Raw genomic sequence first — 21,734 nt, forward strand, 5'->3', positions numbered from 1 at the left:
AGTTCTCAATTGAGGTGAACAGCCGCACCCCGCACACGGTTCACGCCGCTTGCCTGGCTGCTCAACTGACTGCCGCGTATCGAGATGCGGCCATTCTTCTCCAGAATGATGGAGGCTAGGCCGCAACGCAGTTCAATGCGCTCCCTGGCATTCAACGTCACCGTTTCGCCGTCGCGAACCACCTGCACTTGATCGCTCGGGTGTGCAGGATCCACAATACGTCCGACGACGAGCGGGCGGCCCGGATCGCCACCTTCAAAGAGCAGCGCCACCTCCGCGCCTACCGCCGAGGAATCGAGCCTCGCCAAACTGCGGGCCCTGAGTGCCGTCTCGCCGGGATTGCCGATGAACACCACGAGCGGCGCGCCATCCTCGAAGCCGATCAGCAGCCCGATGACGACACCGTCGATGCGCTCGACAGATTCGTCGCGTCCAATCATTTCAGTTGTTGAAGACATTGCTACCCTTGATCTTGACGTCGCCGTCAGCTTTGACCTGGACATCGCCGCTGCCTTGGATGCGGATATCCTTGCCCTTAATGGAAATCGTGCCATCCTTTTTCATGTTGATGGAGGCGTCGCCGCATATCAGTGTGATCTCATCGCCGGCATCGATCATCAACTTCTTGCCGACCTTGATCGAACTGTCTTCGGCAACTTGAATACCGCTGCCCTTGCCGACTTTGAGTGCGTGGCCGCCGCCGATTTCGGTGCTGTCGTCGGCGGCCACGCTGGCGCTACGTGCCGCGCCGACGCTGAAGGTTTGGGCACTGCCAACGGTGACACTCTGGTCAGCTCCGACATTGATGGTTTGCGCCGCTCCCACGTTCCAGCTATCCGCGGTGCCGATGCTATGGCTTTGACTGAGTCCGACCGTGACCGACCGCGACGCGCCGATCGTGTTCGTCTGCACTGCCCCGACGCTGCGTGTCTCCGACGCTCCGACCGAATCGACGCGAGCCGCGCCAACGCTTACTGTCTGCACGATTCCTACCGTCTGCGAATGATTGGCGTCGATGTTCTCCGTCGAGTTCGACACGACGTGGATGGTCTCGTTGGCGTTGACCGTCAGCGAGCGGTTGGCGCCCACCGTCTCGGTGTCGTTCGAGCCGATGTTCGTGGTCTGGTCGACGCCGACCTTGACGGTCTTGTTGTTGCCGACGTCCTCGTCGAGATTATGGCCTACGGAATGCTTGGCGTCGTGATCGATGCGGTCGGACTGGTCGTGCTGCACCAGCTTGGTGCGGTCATGCTTGATCAGAAGGTGGTGGTCCTTCTGCGCCTGGAAGTTGACCAGTTCGGAGCCGGCCTTATCCTCGAACATCAGCTCGTTGTAGCCGCCGCCACCGAGCGAGGAGTTCGACTTCCAGCCGGATTGCGTGGCATTCGCTGGTAGCCCGTAGGGCGGCATCTGCGAGGCATTGTAGACCCGGCCGGTGATGATCGGCAGGTCCGGGTCGCCTTCGATGAAGTCGACGATAACTTCCTGGCCGATGCGCGGTATCTGGATGAAGCCCCAGCCGCTGCCCGCCCAGGTCTGCGAGACCCGCACGAAACAGGAACTGTTCTCGTCCTTCTTGCCCAGGCGGTCCCAATGGAATTGCACCTTCACCCGGGCGTATTTGTCGGTGAATATTTCCTGGCCCGACGGACCGACCACCGTTGCCGTCTGCGGCCCGCGCATGATCGGCCGTGGCGTGATCCGTGGCGGACGATAAGGCAAGCCGCTCGGCGCCACGCCGAGGATCACCTTGAAGTTCTCGCTGTCGACATCCGCGTGGCTTCTGTATCCCGGGTCGAACAGCCTGTATTCGGCGCTGACCACCAGATACTCCTGGTTCTGGTCTTCGCGCGGAAAGCCATCCAGATTGAAGGTGCAGCCTGAAAACAGGCCGCGTACGGTCCCGACCGCGGCAATGCGCTGGTGCACGGCCTGGATTTCTTCGCGGCGGATCGCGGCCAGGCTGTCGCCCCGGCCGACTTCGAGATGGGCGCCGGGCTGGCGATAATTCTCGCCGGCAGCCAGTTTGTGACCGAACGGCTGGGCCGACTTGGCCATCAGGTCAGCGCCCGGCTTCTTGAAGTCGTAGTCGGTGTGAGCATAGGCGCCCGGGCGCACCGAACTGCCCGGTATCCATTCGGTGATGTATTCGACATCGCGCCGGGAGCCCTGACCCTCAAAGTGATAAGGCACTTTCTCGTAGCCCGGCGCCGGCTTCAGCTTGCTCATCGCATCGGCCAGGACAAGCGTGTGTTTGCCCTCGTCATGCTCGAAGAAATACAGGATACCTTCGTGCTCGAGCAGCCGCTGTACGAAATCCAGATCGGTCTCGTCATACTGCACGCAGTATTCGCGTGGAGGATAGGATCCCTGCAGGCGCAGATCGAATTCCGCCGTGCTGTATTTCTTGAAAACGTCCTTGACGATGTCGACGACGCTCTTGTTCTGGAAAATACGGCAATCGGTGGTGTTGCCGAGAAACCAGAGCCACGGCCTGACCACCGCCTCGTAGTAAGCCAGCCGGTCCTCTATGCGGGTCAGGCGAAACTCGGACACGAGACCGCTGAACCACCGCTTCGGGTCGGATTCACCTTCGACCGAGACCGGCCCACCCAGCATCTTCAGCGGATCGATATCGTGATCCGTGCTGACGAACCCGACCGTATAGGCCAAGCAGCGGCTGATCTCATCGCGCCCGACAAGATGCGTGAAGGTCAACAGATCGGCGCCAACCGGTGTCTGCACAACCGTGGCACGTTCGTTCGGCATGGGTCGTGCCCCTCCTGGACGCGGCCGTCAGCGCGGTGAATTTGAAGTCCCTGCCATCTGCTCAGGAACTTTTTCGACCCGCCGCACCAAGCTATGTTGAGCCTAACACATGTTGTCCTGCTGACCAAAGAGGACGCACGATGACTGAACTCGCCCTGTCAATGCATCGGCTCGAAACGCTGCTGTCCTGTTGTACCCGCAAACTGCTAGAATGGTAGGGTATCGATCAGCGTTCGACGGGCGATCCTGGATGTACATCAGTCTGCAAATCAACAATATCGACTCCTTGCCCGCTGATGTCCCGACCGGCTACGCGGCACGTGACCGCAGCTTCGAAATCGGACGCGATGCTTGTGACTGGACCTTGCCGGACCCCGACAAGTTCATCTCGGGCCGGCACTGCGAGGTTCGATACGAGGCAGGCGCGTTCTGGCTGCACGATGTCTCGCGCAACGGAACCTACATCAACGGATCGAGCCAGCGCATGACCGGTCCGCATCGGCTGGGGCATGGCGACCGGGTGCTGATCGGCCGTTATGTCATCTTCGTATCGATCGACGACGAGCGGCCCGCGACCGGTCATCCTCAAATCCGCCACGAATCGACACAACGAGAAATACCGGCCGCGACAGGCCGGCCGCGCGAATTCGCCGCCGAGCCGTTCTTCACTCCGGCGGAGCAGCGGTCCGGGCAGCGGATTCCAGCATTCTCGCCGCAACCCGCGCCTCTTCCCTCGACAGGAGACGAAGTGCTGCGGGAAATTGCAATTGGGGCCGGCATCTCGCCGGAATTGTTTCGATCGCGCGACCCACACGAAGTTGCCGCCGAAATCGGCACGGTCCTGCGGACGGTGGTAGAGGAACTAACCTTGCTGCTGAAAGCCCGCGCGGCCGCGAAAATGCTGGCCAAGAGCACACAGCGAACGATGATCAGCGCTGCCGACAACAATCCCCTGAAATTCGTCCCGGGAACCGACGACATCCTCGAAATCATGTTCGCACGGCGCAGGGCCGGCTACCTTGATGCCAGGCACAGTATCGAAGATGCTTTCCGCGATCTCAAGACGCACGAATTCGCCACCTATGCCGCCATGCAAGCCGCGCTGTCGCGATTGCTTGACGACCTGTCCCCCGAAGCGATCGGCAAAAAGCTTCCCCCGACGTCGTTCTCTTCGAAAAAGAGCCAAGCCTGGGATGCTTTCGTTGCGACGTGGCGAACCATGGAGGAAGCCCATGAGAACGGCATGCTGGACATATTCCTGGCCTATTTCAGCGAAGCCTATGCCAAGGCCGACAAGCCAAAATAGACCGTTTCAAGGGAGCCTGTTGAGTTGTGGCCGGCGAAGAAAATCTCTTCGGCGCTCGGCATAGGTTCCAATCGACGGGTTCTGCGACTACGATCACATACGACAATTCGCTAAGCGGGTAAGGCTGATCGACCTGGGGGTCTGCGGCAATGTCATCTTTCGGCGGGACAGTATCTTGTAGCCGACCTCCCTGCGGACACTGCCACGGTCGGCAGCGGCAGCATTTCCTTCACCTGACCAGAAACCGTTTTGCGCCTGTCTCGCCCAGTCGCGGGCTCGCCGCCTGCACGGACGATCGGCGATGAGTTCGAAGGACGATCCCTTCGGCCCGGGGGGCAAGACCGTCATTCGCGCTGCTCCGCGGCGTGAGCGAAAACCGGCGCCGGTCCCTCAGGAGCCTGCCGCGGATGGCGGGCAACCCGCGCAAATCAAGGAATCGACAGTGTTCGATCCCGGCGTCGGCCGGCATACACCGCCGGGCTGGACGTCCGGGACCGTGATTTATCCTTCCGTTGCAGCAGCAGGCGCTTCCGCAGCGGCGTCGACTTCAGCTCTGCGGCAGGAGACCCTGCTCAACGTCACGGATAGTGTCAGATATTCCGCGGCAAACCCGATCCTAGCAGCCGCCGCACCGTTGCTGATGCTGTTCGGCCAGCTCAGGCTCATTCCCGTCGAGAGACAAGCGGAGCCGTTGGCGGAACATGTCGCCGAAACGATAGACAAGTTCGACGCGACACTGCAGAAATCAGGTGTTGGCGAAGAGGATGCGCGGATTGCGAAATTTGCCCTCTGCGAAACCGCGGACGATCTTATCGGCAACCTGCCTTGGCCACAAAAAGGCGCTTGGGCCCAGTACAGCATGCTGTCGCAGTTCTTTCATGTCGAGCCCAGCGGCACAGGCTTTTTCGAAGCGCTGAACAAGATACTGGCCAGCCCGGAGGCGCACTACGACCTCCTCGAACTGATGCATGCCTGCCTGTCGCTGGGGTTCGAGGGCCAGTACCGGGGCGTGAGGCGCGAAGACAACAATCTCGAGCGCGTCCGACGCGACGTCTACGAGACGCTTCGCTACTTCAGGGCGCGCGCCGGCGAAGATGTCTCGCCGCACTGGCAGGGCTCGGCGGCGACCATGGCGCAGTCGTCGGCTCGCCTGCCGCTCTGGGTTGCAGCGGCAGCAGCGTCGGCGCTGCTGACTGCCGCATTCTTTGCGCTGCGGGTCTCTATCACCAATGAAGGCGACGCCGCCGCTGGCGAATTGCTGGCACTCAACCCGTCGACACCGATCGCCATCGAACGGGCCAGCGTGGCCCCGTTGGCGGAGCCCGTGAAAGTCATCCCACCCGCCGCCACAACCACGCAGATCGATCGCATCCGCTCGGCACTGGCCAAGGAAGTCGAAGGCGGCGGACTGACCATCGGCACGAAGGGCGACTTCATCGTGGTCGAAATAAACAATCTCCTGCTGTTCCAGTCCGGCAGGGCCGAGGCGAAGCCAGAGTTCCAGCCCATTGCCGCTGACATCGCCGCTGCCCTGGAACCCGAGCCCGGACCAATCAAGATCGTCGGCCATACGGACAATGTGAAGCCGCGAAAATCGAGCCCGTTCAAGTCCAATTTCGATCTTTCCGTCGCCAGGGCAAAGGCTGTCGAAACGATGATGGCACCGAAGTTCAGCGATCCTTCGCGACTGACGGTCGACGGCAAGGGCGAGGACGAGCCAATCGCCGACAATGCCACGCCGGAAGGCCGCGCCAGGAACCGTCGTGTCGATGTGATGATCGCCAAAGAGGAAACATTGTGAGCACGGCCAGGTGGAAGCGGCCATGACGCGTTGGCTGCTGCGGATATTCAGCATGATCGCGCTGGCCGGCTTCGCGGCGGCGGTGTGGTTTGCCGGACCCTTGATCCGCTTCGCCGATACCCGCCCTCTCGGACCTGCCTGGCTGCGCGCGACTATCATTGGTGTGATCGTGGCAGCGCTCGCGCTTTTCTACGGCCTGCGTTTCTGGCAGGCGAGAAAAGCGCAAAAAGAGCTCGAAACTGTGGTCGCACGCAATGACGGCCGCGATGACGACTCACCGGTGCTCGAAGCCCGCATGAACGAGGCGATCGCCGCGCTCAAACGGTCGAGCGGCAAGCGCAACTTCCTCTACGAGATTCCTTGGTACATCGTCATCGGCCCGCCCGGCGCGGGCAAGACTACGGCACTGGTCAATTCGGGCCTGAATTTTCCGCTGGCCGGTTCGGGTGACGCCCAACCAGTGGCCGGGGTTGGCGGCACTCGCGCCTGCGACTGGTGGTTCACCGACAAGGCCGTGCTGATCGACACCGCTGGACGCTACACAACGCAGGACTCCAATGCTCAAAGCGACAAGACGAGTTGGCTCGCCTTCCTGTCTCTGCTCAAGAGATACCGCACACGGCAACCGATAAACGGCGTCATCCTGGCCATCAGCCTTGCCGATCTCATCAGCTCAGACGATCAGCAACTTAACGCTCACGTCGTTGAGATACGCAGTCGCCTGCGGGAAATCCACGAGACGCTGAAAATCCAGTTTCCCGTTTATCTGCTTTTCACCAAGGCTGATCTCGTTTCCGGGTTCATGGATTACTTTGGCGGTTTCGACGAGCCCCGCCGGCGCAAGGTCTGGGGCGCGACGTTCCAGACCACGGATCGCAACAAGAACATGGCCGGCGAGGCTCCGGCCGAATTCGATGCATTGGCAAGACGCCTCGTAGAGGAGATGCCCGACCGCCTTCAGGAGGAAGCTGACCCGGTCGCGCGCATATCCGTCTTTGGCTTTCCGGCACAATTTGGTGCGCTGAAAGGCCGAATTTCGAATTTTATCGCCAGCCTGTTCGATCCGGCCCGCAGCCAGGTGAATGTCAGCCTGCGTGGACTCTATTTTTCATCAGGCACGCAAGAGGGAACGCCAATCGATCAGGTGTTGGGCGCGATCGGCCGCAGCTTCGGCGGCAATGCCCGCGCCCATCTTTCCGGAACCGGCAAAAGCTTCTTTTTGCATGATCTGTTGACGAACGTCATCTTTGCCGAATCCGGATGGGTCTCGTACGACAAATCGGCTGAAAGACGTGCGGCGATCGCCAGATTTGGGGTGCTTTGCGCCATCGCGTTGATCGCTGCGGCGGCCCTCGGCACCCTGGCCCTGAGCTTCACAGCCAACAGGTCGCTGATCGCCTCCAACACACAGGCCATGAGCCAGTATCGCGCGACGGCGGACGCGCTGCTCAAAAGTACCGAGGTGACCGATGTCGACCTAGAAAACGTCATCGGCCCGCTCGACCAGTTGCGCAATCTGCCGACTGGAGTCGAGACCAGTGATGTGCCGACACCCATCGAGGAGACGTTCGGTCTCAGCCAACGGGAGAGACTTCTTTCGGCATCCAAGACGGCCTACCGGCAAGCGCTGGAACGAATGTTGCGATCGCGCCTGCTGATCCAGGCCGAGCGGACTATCCAGGCTGAGATGGCTGATCCCGCCGCTCTCTACGAGCCGTTGAAAATCTATCTGATGCTTGGCGGCAAGGCGCCGAAGGTCGACGACGCGTTGATCATTTCCTGGATGAAGCAGGATTGGGAGCAGAACCGGTATCCAGGTGAAAACAACCGCGAAGGACGCGAGCAACTCGAAAAGCACCTGCGCGCCATGCTTGCGTTGGACGATGCCTATGATCCGGTTTTCGAACTCAACCAGCCGCTCGTCGAGGCCGCCCAACGGTCGCTCGGGCGGATGAGCCTCGCCGACCGTGCCTCCGCATTGATCAAATCCGCAATATACGCGGCAGCGCTGCTTGATTTTTCTGTTTCCGAGAAAGGCGGCCCCGAAGCACAACTGGTGTTCGAGCGTCTCGATGGCGGCGATTTGTCAGGCCTTCGTGTTCCCGGCCTCTATACCTATGCCGGCTTCAACCGCTTCTATCTCGGGCAACTCTCCCGCATCGCCCAGACGCTCGTCGACGACCAGTGGGTCCTCGGCGGCGGCGGTGAGCAAGGCGGCATCGATCAGGAGTTGCCCAGGCTTGGCCCCGAACTTCTCGATCGCTATGGGAAGGAGTTCGCAACGGCGTGGAACAGCGTTCTCGACGGGTTGAAGTTCAAAGCGATGCTGAAGGACAAGCCGCACTTCATCGCGCTTTCCGCCGTCGCCTCGCCAAACTCGCCGATCGAACAGCTGTTCACGGCGATCGCCGGCGAAACAGCTCTGACGCGGGACATCGGCAAAGACTCAGGCGCGGAAGCCATCACGGTTCAAGGCCAGCCACAGGACGCCGCAAGCATGGCCAAGGGTCTGGCTCGCATTGGCATTCAAATCGCCACCGGAAAATCGCAGAGTCGTGCCGGCACAGGATCCGCAAGCGCGCAAAACCAGAACCCCGGAGCCGACATAGAAGCGCAGTTCAGATCGTTCCAGGTCCTGGTCGGCGGTCCTGCCGGGCACCGCCCGATCGATGCCTTGACCCAGAATTTCCGCGATATCCACCAGAGTTTGCAACTGGCGGCCGACGTTCCCTCCCAGACTGAACGCGCCAACGCAAATCTGCAGCTCCAGATAGCCACCCTTCGCGCCAATGTCTCGCGACTGCCCAAGCAACTCGGCCGGATGGTCAATGCGACGGCGGACGAGTTTGAAGGCAATGTCGCCGAGACCTCAGTGGCGAACTTGAACCAGCTGCTCGACCAGACGGTCACTCAGCCTTGCGAGGCGGCAGTCAACGGCCGTTATCCTTTCGCCGGCAATGGTATCGACGACATCGCGATGGCGGATTTCGCGAAATTGTTCGCCCCGGGCGGGCTGATGGACCGGTTCTTCGCACAGAATCTCGCATCGCTGATCGACATGACCGGTCAGGACTGGAGCTGGAAACAGGATGCGCGCTTCGGGCGCGACCTGTCGAAGTCGACGTTGAAAGACTTCCAGCTGGCGGCCGAAATCCGCAGCGCCTTTTTTCCCCAGGGCGGTTCGGTGCCCTCGGTGAGCGTGAGCTTCACGCCGTTCTCACTGCATGGCGATGCGGATGCGGCGGTGCTCGATGTCGACGGCCAGACCGTCCAGAGCAACCAGACGGGCAACGCGCCGAGCACCGTGACCTGGCCGAGCGGCACGGCCTCCGGGTCCGCCAGTCTGAGCCTGACCCCGGAGATGCCGGGGCGCGAATCCGCCGTCAAGTTCGAAGGGCCGTGGGCGCTGAAGCGGCTGCTGGACAAGGCCACCGTCACCGGCAACGACAGCAATGTTGAAGCGCGGTTCGTGATCGGCGGGCGCGACGTCACCTATACGATCCAGACTGGTTCGGGCCCCAACCCCTTCTTCCTTCCCGCACTTTCCGGATTCAGCTGTCCGAAGGCGTTTTGAGATGGGCTTCGAGCCTTTGAGTGCGGTGAGACCCTGCATGTGCCTCAGGCGCCCAGACCTTAATTTCGGTACTCTAATGTTCTAGCCTGTGGCAAAGTGGCTCGAGCGGGCGCCTGGCGGTGCGCCGTAGAGGGCGCTTGAGAAGCGCTTGGTGGCAAATTGAGCGATGTCGCCCTTCCTTTTGACAGTTTCGGCGTGAGCCACAAAGGCTGTGTCCGCGAGCACAATGAGGACAGCTATCTGCTCGAGCCGCGAGCCGGCCTTTGGGTGGTGGCCGACGGGATGGGCGGGCATGAGGCCGGAGAGGTCGCCTCTGCCAGCATTGTCGACCATCTGGCAACGATCGGCATCGCCAGCTCCGCTCCTGATCTGCGGGCGCGCTTCGAGGACAGGCTAAGCCGGGCCAATGCCGAGATCCGCGGCATATCGGAATCTCGCGGCATCACCATCGGCTCCACGGTCGCCGCCCTGTTGGCGATGGACGGACGGTTTGCCTGCCTGTGGGCGGGCGACAGCCGCGTTTACCTGATCCGCAACGCCTCGATCTCGCAGATCTCGAAGGACCACACCGAAGTTCAGGAATTGCTGGACCGAGGCATGATCAGTGCAGCCGAGGCGCTCACCTGGCCGCGCCGCAATGTCATCACGCATGCGGTCGGCGTCAGCGACGAATTCGTCATCGATTTCCAGCAAGGCGAACTGATGCCGGGGGATATTTTCGTGTTGAGCACCGATGGGCTGACGGCGCATGTCACCGACGCCGAGATCGAGGCCGCCGTAATATCGGCGACACCTCAAGCGGCATGCGAAAATCTGCTGGAAACGGTGCTGGCGCGGGGCGGAACGGACAACGTCACCATTGTGCTGGTGAAGATCGGACAAGGGCGCAACGGACAATCGCTTCGTCCCGATTTGTCCAGGGCGGAGGGCTGAGGCAGATGAGCGCCGACGACAAGACGCGAATATCGCCGCAGGTGGCCAACACCGCCGTCGGCACGCAGCTCAGCGGCATCTATGAACTCGACGAGCGGATCGCGTTCGGCGGCATGGGCGAGGTCTACCGCGGCCACAACATCCAGACCGGAGACCACGTTGCGATCAAGATCGTCCTGCCCGAGTTTGCCCGTGACCAGACGATCCTGTCCTTGTTCCGCAAGGAGGCCTCGATCCTCAACCACCTGTCGCATGATGCGGTCGTGCGATACCACGTCTTCACCATCGATCCCGGGATCGGTCGTCCCTACCTTGCCATGGAGTTCGTCGACGGCGAGTCGCTGTTCGACATCATGCGACGTGGCGGGATGCCGACGGAAGAGGTGCGCAAGCTCTGCCATCGCCTCGCATCCGGCCTGAGCGCCGTGCACCAGGCGGGAGCAATCCATCGCGACCTCTCGCCGGACAATATCATCCTGCCAGGGGGCCGGGTGGACCGCGCAAAGATCATCGATTTCGGTATCGCGCGATCGGCGACCGTAGGCGGGGAGACGCTGATCGGCGGAAAGTTCGCCGGAAAGTACAACTATGTTTCGCCCGAACAGCTCGGGCTGTACAGCGGCGACGTCAGCGAACAGTCCGACATCTATAGCCTTGGGCTGGTGCTGGTTGCCGCTCTGCGTGGAAAACCGATCGACATGAGCGGATCGCAATTCGAGATCATCGAAAAGCGCCGGGCCGTGCCTGATCTCTCCGACATCGACGACGATTTTCGCGACATTGTTGAAGCCATGCTGCAACCGGATCCGCGAGACCGGCCGGTCAGCATGGCGGACATCGCCAGAATGACGCGTGGTGAAGACGAAGGAACAACGCCGCCGACGTCCATCATACCCCGCAACCGGCCGGCTTTGCCGCCAGCCGAGCAAACCCTTGCTCCTGATCCCAAGGGCCAGCCCCAGCCGTCCAATGTCTTGGGACACAACGCCCCGGGACACGACGCGCCGATGGCGACGGGCCCGGGCGAACAGCGCTTCGTCCCGCATGTCCGGCCCGCGCATTTGTCCGCAACGCAGCCTTCCCCGGTCGTCGGCCCTCCGCGCGCGGTCACGGCGGATGTGCCCGGAAAGCTCGCAAAGACCCGAACCATAGCCATCGCTGCCTTGGCGACGCTGGCTGTCGCCTCGATCGCGGGCCTGTATCTGAGCGGCTTTATGACGCCCGCGCCGCCGACTGCCGACAAGATATCGCTCTCCGCGCCCGAACCATCGAAGCCTGCGCCGGAAACGTCCAAGCCGGCCCCGACGGACAAAGCCGCGAACGCCCCTGAGCCGGCAAAGGAAGTTCCGCCTGCGCAGACGAAAACAGAAGCCAGCGCACCGCCGGCTGAAAATCAGCCAGATGCCTCGGCGGCTCAAAAGCCGCAGCCGGCGAAGCCCACCGAAGCCCCCTTGCAGACCGAAGCCCCCCCGAAGCCATCCGCGACGGACGCGCAGCCGTCGCCCGAAAAGCCGGCAATCCAGCCGAATACGATGGCCAGCGACAGTCAAATCCCGGCTCCGCCGCCTGACACAACGGCTCCAGCCCCATCAGCAGCAGAGAAGGTCCCAGCGCCGCCGCCGGCCCAGCCACAGCTTGTGGAGGCCCCAAAGCCTGAACCACGGATCAGCCAATCAGCACCGCCCAAGGTGGCCGCGCCGGCGCCCCAACCCCCAGCGCCCAAACCCCCGGCGCCCAAACCCATTGCAAGCCAGACGGACGTCGCGAGCACCGAGAACCAACAGGCGACGTCGCCGGCAACCAGACCGCCGGACCAACCTGTCGTCGCCTTGAACGTGCCCAAGCCAGCGATCCCCCCGGTTGTCGACGACGACATCGCGCAACGAGCCTCCTGGGTTCGCGACTTCGGCGGCGGCGACTGTTTCTACGCAACCATGACTTCGACAGCCGAGAAGGCCGCCGCGATCGAAGGATTTGGAACGGCGGTCCGGCCATTCGAACGGATGCTGGGCGATTTCCAGGCAAAATTCCATGTCGAGCCGGACATCAGCGTCCGTCTGATTGAGCCGAGCCAATGCGAAGTCACCAATTTTCTGCGCTTTCTGGGACAGACCGCGGCCGACAAGCCGCAGCTTGTCCTCGACCGGACATCGGTGCCGAACGGAACGCCGATCGGCGGCACGCTGGTGACGCGTGGCGGCCTCATCTCCAGTGTGCTGCTGATCGACCATAAAGGCATGGTGTTCAATCTAGACGACCGCGTCGTCGCACAATCGGACAAGGCTACCTTCAGCATCCCGATTGGTCTCGGCGCCGCGGACAAGGCGGCCGGAAAGGCAGTGCCGCAGATCATAATGGTGATCACGGGCCCTCAGGATATTCAGGCGGCTGCGTTCTCCACGCCCACGCCAGCCTCGGTGCTGCTACCCAAAATTCTCGAGGAAATCGAGACCGACGGATCTCAATTTTCCGCCACTGCCAAGTATTTCCGGCTCGGCGGATAGCATGGGCGTCCAATGGAACGCTGCTCGTGTTTGCTTCCCTCGTCTGCCGACCTGCCGACAAAGCGGCGTGATCCGCTTCGAGCCCTGCTTGCCCTGACGGGCCACATGAAGCTCGCGATCATCTGGGGCGCCGCGCTGCTGGCTCTGCTGTCATCGCGCGAAGCACGCGCCGAATTCACGGTCTGCAACCAGACGCTCGACGTCGTCAATCTCGCGGTCGCCCAGAAGATCGACAATGCGGACCAGACCGACGGCTGGTGGACCATCGGCGCAAATCAATGCGTGAATGTCATCCGCGAGGAACTGACGAACCGCTACGTCTACATCTATGCCACGGACGTGTTTGGCCACGCGATCCTCACCGGATCGACCGAAATGTGTATCGAGCGACGACGTTTCTCGATCCGCGGCATCGACGAATGTTGGCAGCGCGGCCATATCGCGGCGCAATTTCTCGAAGTCGATACGCTCGAACAGGCGCGGTGGACGTTCTTCCTGACCGGAAGCAGCCCGTGACGCACAGTATCGACACGAGCTTCAGGCAGAAGAAGCAGGCGCGCCTTGCGCTGCGCAGACGCAAGCTCTGGCGCCGGCTGCTTGCCGGTCTTGCCGTGATTGTCTTGCTGTCGATCGCTATGGGATTCTATCTCACAGCGGATTATTGGTCGTTCGGCGACGAAGACGAAGACCTTCACGCGGTCGAAGGAGTGGACGACGTGCCGGCCGATGCATCGGTCTATGTGCCTGCCATCATCGACCTTGCCGGGGATCCGATGTGGATTACCCTTGCCCCCGACGCCGATGCCACGTCGAAAGGCCATTCGATCGCGAGGCCGGCGAATCTCGATCAGGCCGGGGTTTCTCCGCAGATCGAAATCCTGTCGGATGTGATGCTCAGCGCCAGCGAAAAATTCATGACGACGATCCCGTCGACGCAGGAGGACTTCGCATTCTTCCAGGCGCAACGGCAGGCCGCCCAGCCTGTGTCCAACGATCTGCAGGACGACCTTCAACCACCGGCGGGGGACCTGCAGAACGATCTTCAGCCCTCGCCTGCTCCCGACGAGGCTCCGGCTGCGGGGCAGCAGATGGGCACCGACGATCCCGAAGCCGGCTGGGGTGAAACGATCGATGCAGGCGAGGCAGCCCTCCCTGCATTCCAGAAGACACAGATCGAAGACAACACGAGCGTCGCGATCGTCACGAAAGACTACCAGCGGTTCGAAGCGACCGAAGACACGTTCGTGAAAATCCTCAATGACCGCAGCCTGGACAGCGTTGCGCTCGATGCGCATTTCTCGGCCGAGGACGCCGAGCTGGCAGGCGAAGCGCTGAAGGCGCTTTTCAACCGGGGAGGCCTGGAACCGGGTTATGTCGTCGCCATGCGTGGTTTCAGGCCGACGCGCGAGACGCCGACAATGTCGCTCATGCAGGTGTCGATCTACGCCAAGAACGTCTTTGTCGGAACGCTGACGCGCAACGCCGCTGGGGCATTCGTATCGGGTGTCGATCCCTGGGTCCGCGAAGATCTGTTCAACTATTCGGGCGCACCGCAGGAAGGCGCGCACAAGCGGCAGTATCGCCTGCTCGACGCAATCTATTCGACGGCGGCACGCAACAAAGTTCCAACCAGCGTGATCGGCGAAGCGATCATGTACCTGTCGAGAGGACAGGATCTGGACGCCTTCGCCAGCGAGGATCAGCGCCTTGTCCTGATCTATTCGCAAACGCCGCGCGGTAAGAGCGAGACCGACGGACGCGTGCTGTATGTCGGTGTGCAGGGTACTGAAAAGAGCCTCGAATGCTTCGTCTTCCAGCAGAGTGACGGTCAGTTTGCATGCGTTACCGGCGATGACCAAGTTCGCTCGCTGACGGTCACCAACGGCATGGTCACGCCGGTCAATGGGGTCATGACGTCCACCTTCGGTCCACGCAAGCACCCAATTCTCGGAGTTGTTCGCATCCACAAGGGCGTCGATTGGGCGGCCCCCGTGGGTACGCCGATCGCAGCCGCCTTCGACGGCGAGATCACCTTCCAGGGCGACGGCGGCGGCTACGGCAACCTGCTCAAGATTGCGCATGCCAACGGACGTGAGACGCGCTACGCGCATATGCAGAAATTCGCAATCGCAAGCGGTGTCGGCACAAAGGTGAAGGCCGGCGACATCGTTGGCTATGTTGGCACCACCGGCCTGTCGACCGGGCCGCATCTGCATTTCGAACTCTATCAGAATGGCGAGGCGATCGATCCGCTCGGCACGGTGACCGCCGCCGCGGTCGCAACGAACGATACTGCTGTCGAAACGCTGACCGAACGTATCGTTCATGTCGAAAGTGGTGGCAGCGCCCGTGCCAAGAATCCAAATTCTTCAGCAACCGGCGCAGGCCAATTCATAACGAAGACCTGGATCCGGATGATGAACACCTACCGCCCTGAACTTGCGCGAACGCTGTCGACCGCCGACCTGCTCGCTCTGCGCTACGACGCCACGATCTCGCGCGAGATGGTGCGTAATCTGGCACGCGAAGGCGAAGCCTATCTTCGGGCACGCGGCCACCAGATCACAGCCGGCCGGCTCTATCTCTGTCATTTCCTGGGAATGGAAGGCGCGCATCAGGTGCTGGCGGCGTCGGGTGGGGCGCAACTGAGCGCCGTACTGGGATCGGCCGTCATCCAGGCCAACCCGTTTCTCACCGGCAAGACCGCCAGCTATGTGGTGGATTGGGCAGAAAGGAAAATGGGCCAAAAGCTGAGCCGTGTAGCCACGCAAGCTGGCCCGGAGACAACGACCAGCGAGATCCGCCAGACATCGCCGGAGTTCGAAAAATACAAGCAGTCCGTCACGGCCCTCATAAGCTCGATTCAGAATACGCTCTGAACCTGCCCGTCGCGGCATGGGTCTCCAGGGCTCCGAACTCAGCTTGGCAAAGGGCCTGATGACGCCAACACCAGCGGTGCCGGCGGCTTTTCATTGTAGGATTTTTTTCCTTGACTTCGTAGCCGCAGCTATGGTAAATATTCATTCATGGTGCAGGTTTCGCCAACGACCGCACTGCACAGGCAGGTTTTTTTCGTTTGACGCTTCTCAACCAACCCTCCGGAGAACCCGTTGACCTGGGTTCGTTGCACTGGATGGGTCTCTCAGACTATTGGTGCTCCTGCTGCCTAGTGTTATTATAGGGTAAGTTTTTTCGAGCTTTGTGAACCAAAACGGCGGTCAGGATCACATACGCCCAAGAGCCATTTTTGGCATAAGCGACCTTGTCGCTGACGAGATTTAGCATGCGCAGACATCAATAGTGCGCCCCGGTGGGCGGAGGGTTGATCCATGAAAGCGTTCGCTGTCCTTCTGAACGGCATTATCCTGTTTTGCCTTGCCGCGTTCAGCGCTGAGGCCGCCGCGCCCGACGCCAAGCGCGTCGCGCTGGTGATCGGAAACAGCAAATACGTTCATGCGGTTACTCTGCCCAACCCCGCCAACGATGCCCACCTCATCGCATCGACGCTGCGCAACGCCGGCTTCGAGGTGATCGAAGGGGTCGACCAGGACAATGCAGGCATGCACAGCCTCATCAGCCGGTTCACCGAACAGTCCTACGATGCGGCCCTCGCGGTCATTTTCTATGCCGGTCATGGCATGCAGGTCGACGGCAAGAACTACATGATACCGGTCGACGCCGAGTTGACCTCGCCAGCCTATCTCAAGACCCGCACGATCCAGATCGACGACTTCATGGCTGCGTTGCCACCAGACCCGGCAATTGGCGTCATCATCCTCGATGCCTGCCGCGACAATCCGCTGGCACGGACATTGGCGGCCTCGCTGCCGAAAAGCCGCTCCACCTCGTTGGGCACCGGTCTGGCGCCGGTCGAAGCAAAATCGGACGGCATCGGAACCGGCGGCCTGCTGATTGCCTACGCAACGGATCCGGGCGCCATCGCGTTCGACGGCAACGGCGTCGACAGCCCGTACTCCACGGCGCTCGCCAGGCACCTGACCGAACCCGGCGTGGAAATCCAGAGCGCGCTGACGCGCGTGCGCGGCGAGGTGACCGAAACCACGCAAGGTCGCCAGAGGCCGTGGCACAACGCATCGCTGGGACGCGAGGTTTTCCTGGGAAAAGCCGTGGCGGCAGCGGCGCCTGCCGCAAATCCCGTGGCTGCGGCATCGAATGCGGCAGCAACATCCCCTCCCGCCACTGTTGCCAGTGATCCTCCCTCCTGGGAAGTCGAGCAACGCCTTTGGGACGAGGCTTCGAAGCGCAATTCAATTCCGTTCTACGAGGCCTATCTGGACCAGTTTCCGAACGGCCGTTTCGCCACCGTGGCGCGGCTGAACATCGACGAATTGAACGACCCGAAAGCCCAAAACCGGCAGATCGCGGCACTCGATACGGATCAGGCGAACGCCAGTTCCGGCTCTGCCGTGCGCACCTCGGTCGGCGTTTCGGACGAGGTGAAGCAAACCCCGGGCACGGAACTGACGGAAAGCGCGATCGGGCTTGATCGCCAAGGACGTATCGACCTGCAATTGCGCATCGAAGCGTTGGGCAACGAGCTTGGCCGCGTCGACGGAAACATCGGCCCTCAGACCCGTCAGGCGATCGGCATCTGGCAGGCGAAGAACGGCCTGCCGCAAACCAACTATCTGACGCGCGAGCAGCTGTCGTTCCTCGTGATCCAGACAGATCCGATGATGGAAGCCGTGCGCGCCAGATACGCTGACGATCAAGCCCGCGCGGCGCAGCCGAAAAAGCAGGTGGTGCAGAAGGTTCGCACGCAGCGACCCGCGGTTCAGAAACCACGTAGGCAACAGCAGATCGTTCAGAAACGTCGCAACCGCGAAACCGTGGTGCAAAGAGACGATCCGCCGCCGCCTGAAGACAACAATGACTTCCTGACCAAAGCGCTTATCTTCGGGACCGGCATTGCAGTGGGCGGCGCGCTCAAGCCGTGACGGCAGGCGCGCTACTGCGTCTTTATCCGCATTTCCACGCGGCGGTTAACCGCATCGTACGGGTTGGGACTGCGCGGATTCTTTTCGCCCATGCCGATCGCGTCGATGCGGGCAGCCTCGACGCCGCGGGCTGTCAGGAAGGCCGCCACCGACTGCGCGCGCCGTTGCGACAGGCCTTCGTTGTAGTGCACCGTGCCGGTGGCGTCGGTGAACCCTTCGACGACGAAGCTGAACGTGCTTAGCCGCTTGTCCTTCAGGGCCGTGGCGAACTCGTCGAGTTCACTACGCGCTGTCGCGTCGAGTTCAGCCGAATCCAATCCAAAATTGATCAGCATATCGAGGCTGGATTTTTCTGCCGGCGCGTCTTTCGCCTTGGTCTTGCCACTGCACTCCTCCTCGGTCCCGACGCAAATTCCACGCGACTTGCCGAGGTCGGCGGCACCAGCAAAAAACTTCACGATGTCTTCTGATTTCTGGACCGGGTCGGCGAAAGCATGGGTCGGGAAAAACACGACCGCCAACACAAAGGCTGAACTGCCCCACTGCATAACGGTTACTCCTGTTTGAGCATCCGATTTCGATGATGGGTGATCGTACCAAATTCCAGGGCAATTGTCTGTCGATAAAAGCTGGGAGCAGGGATAGTGCCGGCGGTTGTTGCCGGATCACCGGTTGAGACTTGACCAGCGCCGCGCCGGAGGCTTGAGTGGCCGAAGCTTCTCGATGAAAGCGTGGCGGTCATGGCCAATGGGCTCCGGTTCAAAACGGCACGGGATCTTTTCATGGCTTGTCCTGCTGCTGCCCGGGACATGAGAGCCCTTCCAACCGAACAGCCCTCGATCGCGTTTTGCCGCGACCTCCTCGCCGGGCGCGTTCCCGAGGAAGCGATTACGTTCTGTGCCTACCTGCTTCCCGAGCGGGCCGCGGTATGGTGGGCGCATGAATGCCTGAGCCACCTTACAGAGCTGCTTCATGAGACCGATCACGAATTGCTTGCGCATGTTCGCGACTGGGTAGGCGAACCGGACAGTCCTCGCCATCGGGCGACAATCAGCTCAGCCGCGGCGACACCGCCAACGACCCCGGCCGGCTGGATTGCGCTGGCTGCGGGATGGCGTGACAATGGCTCGGCCATGGCCGAGACCATGGTATCGGCCTTGCAGCCATTTCCTGCCGCTCATGCAGTCAATGCCGGAATTTTGGCCGGACTGGCCCGTGTCGCGCTCGCGGACAGGTTTTCCGTTCTTTCGGCATTTGTCGAAATGGGCATCCAGATGGCCGAGATCGAGGCGCTGCGCCAATCGGCGGATGCCTATTAGAGCCTCCATCCCGACAGAAACTGGACGGATGCCATCTTCGTCCAGCTTTACTTGCAGCCGCCCTGAGCCCATTTGGCAAGCGCCACCTTGAAGCGCGTTCCAAGCGGATGTTGCAGGCGCAAAACAGAGACATCGTTGGCGGCGAAATTCTTCGCTTGGTCGCACAGCCTGGACTCGTTCCATTGATGGCAGCCGTCGCAGTGCTTGCCCTCCCAGACCGATTTGTCCAATCCCTCCACCGGGCTGAACAGTGGCTTGCCCTTGATCAGCTGGGCGATGCTCTTGCCGTCGATTGCCGGATCGCCGAAATCGATTGGATGGTCGAAAGAGATCGGAGCGTCCGACTCCAGCCTGGGGATCTTCCGACGCAGCACATCGAGCGCAAGCTGGTCGTCACTTTGGCCCGGCGCGCTTGCAGCGCCGGTGTTGCGCGCCTCGGAACCACCTTCGGTCTGAGGTGCGCTCGCCTCGCCCACGATCAATGGCGCATTGAGATCGATCTTGTGCAGGACGACCTCCGTGGTCAGCGAAAGGTTGATCCAGGGACGCTGCTTGCCGGCGGTTGCCTTGAAGACGTCGCTGGTCACCTTGTTCATCGCTTCGGTGATAGAGACGTTGGGTGCCCCGATGTTCTGGAGTAGCGCCGAGGTGAAGGGCGAATGTTGGCCAGACCCGTCATAGGCGAGTTGATTGGGACTGGCGGCGAAGGCGACGAGCGTGCCGGCGCCGCCATTCTCTATCGGGATCTCGGCAAGACCGCTGCTTGCGCCGTCGACGCCTGCGGTCTTCGCCAGCACCTCGGCGAGGGGGTTGTCGCGGCAAGCGTCGAGAAACACCAGCCTTATGCTGGTCTCCCGCGACATCTGGCGCAAAACGAAATCAACCGACACGGCCTCGAAATCGAGGGAGGTTTCGTCCTCCAGCGCGGCGTCGACCGGAAGCAGGTAGTTCTTGCCCGAGACCTGCAAGCCGTGGCCGGCGTAGAAGAACAGCGCGATGTCGGCGCCGCGCACCTGCTTTGCGAACTGGGCAATGGTTGTTTGTGTCTGCGATTTGGTCTGATCGAAGCCGGAAACGACCTCGAAGTCGAGCGTCTTCAGGCGTTCGGCCATGGCCTGGGCATCGTGCACCGGATTGGCGAGCGGCGGCGCGTGCTGGTACTGGGAGTTGCCGAGGACCAGCGCGACGCGGCGCTCGGCATTGGCGATCGTCAAAGTCAAAAGCAGGGCGAGCGCCGCAAGGCCGGCGGCGCGAAAGAGGCCACCGCAACGGGCGATCAGATCGAACCTCACCGGAGCCTCAGTTCACGAGCTTGCTGGCGGAAAATTCGATCCGCCGATTGAGTGCCTTGTTCTTTGACGTGTCGTTGGCGGCAACCGGCCGCTCCTCGCCATAACCGGCGGCGCTGATCTGGTTGCGCGGAACGCCCGCGGCAATCAACGCATCGGCAACCGCCTGGGCCCGCCGCTCCGACAACTGCTTGTTCGCCTCCGGCGAACCGTCGGCATCGGTATGGCCAGAAATTTCGACCTTGAGGCTCGGGCATTTTCCGACGACGCCTTCGACCTCCGTCAGCAATGGGCGGCTTTTCGCATCGAGCCGCGCGCTGGCGAGGCGGAAGTAGATGGCGCCGGTGCGCGAGAGCACGGCGAACCTGTTCAGGCATTCCTCGTCGCTGAAATTCGCCTTCGCGGCATCGGTGGCAACTGGGCCCACCTCGGCCGAACTGGCCGCGACTGTCTGGGTTGCGGCCGGCTTGCTGCCGTCGGCGGTGAAGACGAAGTCGAACGACACCGACGCCGTGGGCACGATATTGGTCACATTGGCAGCCTGCTGCAACTTGTCGACATTCGGCAGCAAACCGAAATCTTCGACATGGACAGCGACCGGAGCTTCCGAAGCGACCGACACCATGTTGTCGCCGATCATGGTGACGACGATGCTGGCCTCGAGATCCTTGTCGACGCCATGCAGATTGAGACGGAAAGGCAGCGTTGACTTCACCCTGCGCTTCGTCGCGAGATCCGCGAATGCGGCGGGATCCACCTTCGCCGTGAGTTCGGCCGTCGGGTACTTGAATGTCTCGAAGAACAGGAAGCGCATGCGGACATTGCGCAGGTCGACGCCGGTATCGACCGAATTGAGGTCGAAACTGACCTTGGCGTCACCCGCCGAACTGAGCGTGCCGGTGATGTTCCTGATCTTGTTCGTCTCGACGATCGTGTTCTTCTTGACCGACTGGTAGGTGATGACCGAAGCGGACGGATCAAGCGTCCAGTTCGGCGCGGCGTTGGCGGCTTGCGAGCCGAGCAGCAGCAAGCCGCAAAGCGCGACGATCAGGCCGAGACCTTTTGTGGTGAGGTCCCTGGACCCCGTTTTCCACCAGAATGCGACGATTTCGAACATGGAACGCCCCCTGCCCAGGACCACCGTATCGACACGACACCGAGCGGGAGCATAGAGCACTTGCGACTGCTTGGCGAGCAACTCCACTGGTCTTCCGCAAAGGGGAAAATACGCGTACGCCTTTGACGAAAAGGGAGGGAAAAGGCGAACATCCGGACACGAAG

At 61.6% G+C, this 21,734-nt stretch carries 14 protein-coding genes; 9 read left to right on the forward strand and 5 right to left on the reverse strand.

The features are described from left to right. Nucleotides 1-5 precede the first annotated feature (5 nt). Nucleotides 6-458, reverse strand: coding sequence for a DUF6484 domain-containing protein (locus tag NKJ26_RS14870; RefSeq protein WP_352695968.1), 453 nt, complete (start codon nucleotides 456-458; stop codon nucleotides 6-8). Continuing rightward, nucleotides 442-2,769, reverse strand: a complete 2,328-nt coding sequence (locus NKJ26_RS14875; RefSeq protein WP_352695969.1) for a type VI secretion system Vgr family protein — start codon at nucleotides 2,767-2,769, stop codon at nucleotides 442-444. The genes NKJ26_RS14870 and NKJ26_RS14875 overlap by 17 nt, the downstream gene beginning before the upstream one ends. Nucleotides 2,770-3,019: 250 nt before the next feature. Here NKJ26_RS14875 and tagH point away from each other — a divergent pair, with 250 nt between their 5' ends. The 8 genes from tagH (at nucleotide 3,020) to NKJ26_RS14915 (ending at nucleotide 17,845) form a co-directional block, all read left to right on the forward strand. Beyond that, on the forward strand, nucleotides 3,020-4,075 hold the full coding sequence (tagH, locus tag NKJ26_RS14880; RefSeq protein WP_352695970.1) for a type VI secretion system-associated FHA domain protein TagH: 1,056 nt from the start codon (nucleotides 3,020-3,022) through the stop codon (nucleotides 4,073-4,075). Between the two features lie 301 nt (nucleotides 4,076-4,376). Further along, nucleotides 4,377-5,876: a type VI secretion system protein TssL, long form gene (tssL, locus tag NKJ26_RS14885; RefSeq protein WP_352695971.1), complete on the forward strand. Its 1,500-nt coding sequence runs from the start codon at nucleotides 4,377-4,379 to the stop codon at nucleotides 5,874-5,876. A 22-nt stretch (nucleotides 5,877-5,898) separates the two neighbouring features. After that, the gene (gene tssM, locus NKJ26_RS14890) at nucleotides 5,899-9,450 is read left to right on the forward strand and encodes a type VI secretion system membrane subunit TssM (protein ID WP_352695972.1); all 3,552 of its coding nucleotides are present in this window, start codon (nucleotides 5,899-5,901) and stop codon (nucleotides 9,448-9,450) included. A gap of 159 nt (nucleotides 9,451-9,609) precedes the next feature. Next, nucleotides 9,610-10,383: a PP2C family protein-serine/threonine phosphatase gene (locus NKJ26_RS14895; RefSeq protein ID WP_352695973.1), complete on the forward strand. Its 774-nt coding sequence runs from the start codon at nucleotides 9,610-9,612 to the stop codon at nucleotides 10,381-10,383. Nucleotides 10,384-10,388: 5 nt separating this feature from the next. Next, on the forward strand, nucleotides 10,389-12,887 hold the full coding sequence (locus NKJ26_RS14900) for a protein kinase domain-containing protein (protein ID WP_352695974.1): 2,499 nt from the start codon (nucleotides 10,389-10,391) through the stop codon (nucleotides 12,885-12,887). A gap of 105 nt (nucleotides 12,888-12,992) precedes the next feature. Then, nucleotides 12,993-13,403: a DUF1036 domain-containing protein gene (locus tag NKJ26_RS14905; protein WP_352695975.1), complete on the forward strand. Its 411-nt coding sequence runs from the start codon at nucleotides 12,993-12,995 to the stop codon at nucleotides 13,401-13,403. Beyond that, on the forward strand, nucleotides 13,400-15,766 hold the full coding sequence (locus NKJ26_RS14910; protein WP_352695976.1) for a M23 family metallopeptidase: 2,367 nt from the start codon (nucleotides 13,400-13,402) through the stop codon (nucleotides 15,764-15,766). The genes NKJ26_RS14905 and NKJ26_RS14910 overlap by 4 nt, the downstream gene beginning before the upstream one ends. A 450-nt stretch (nucleotides 15,767-16,216) precedes the next feature. Beyond that, a complete protein-coding gene (locus NKJ26_RS14915) occupies nucleotides 16,217-17,845 on the forward strand; it encodes a caspase family protein (RefSeq protein ID WP_352695977.1) in 1,629 nt (542 codons plus the stop codon). Between the two features lie 11 nt (nucleotides 17,846-17,856). Here the strand turns inward: NKJ26_RS14915 and NKJ26_RS14920 are convergent, their stop codons facing one another. Continuing rightward, nucleotides 17,857-18,393, reverse strand: a complete 537-nt coding sequence (locus tag NKJ26_RS14920) for an OmpA family protein (protein WP_352598135.1) — start codon at nucleotides 18,391-18,393, stop codon at nucleotides 17,857-17,859. Nucleotides 18,394-18,585: 192 nt separating this feature from the next. Here NKJ26_RS14920 and NKJ26_RS14925 point away from each other — a divergent pair, with 192 nt between their 5' ends. Continuing rightward, nucleotides 18,586-19,164: a DUF6931 family protein gene (locus tag NKJ26_RS14925; protein ID WP_352598335.1), complete on the forward strand. Its 579-nt coding sequence runs from the start codon at nucleotides 18,586-18,588 to the stop codon at nucleotides 19,162-19,164. 47 nt (nucleotides 19,165-19,211) lie between these two features. Here NKJ26_RS14925 and NKJ26_RS14930 read toward each other — a convergent pair whose 3' ends face one another. Next, nucleotides 19,212-20,456 (reverse strand): caspase family protein, encoded by a 1,245-nt coding sequence (locus NKJ26_RS14930; protein ID WP_352695978.1) that lies wholly within the window; start codon nucleotides 20,454-20,456, stop codon nucleotides 19,212-19,214. A 7-nt stretch (nucleotides 20,457-20,463) separates the two neighbouring features. Beyond that, nucleotides 20,464-21,570, reverse strand: coding sequence for an OmpA family protein (locus NKJ26_RS14935; RefSeq protein ID WP_352695979.1), 1,107 nt, complete (start codon nucleotides 21,568-21,570; stop codon nucleotides 20,464-20,466). Between the last annotated feature and the right edge of the window lie 164 nt (nucleotides 21,571-21,734).

The organism is Mesorhizobium sp. M0152 (assembly GCF_040322415.1).
Taxonomy (GTDB): domain Bacteria; phylum Pseudomonadota; class Alphaproteobacteria; order Rhizobiales; family Rhizobiaceae; genus Mesorhizobium.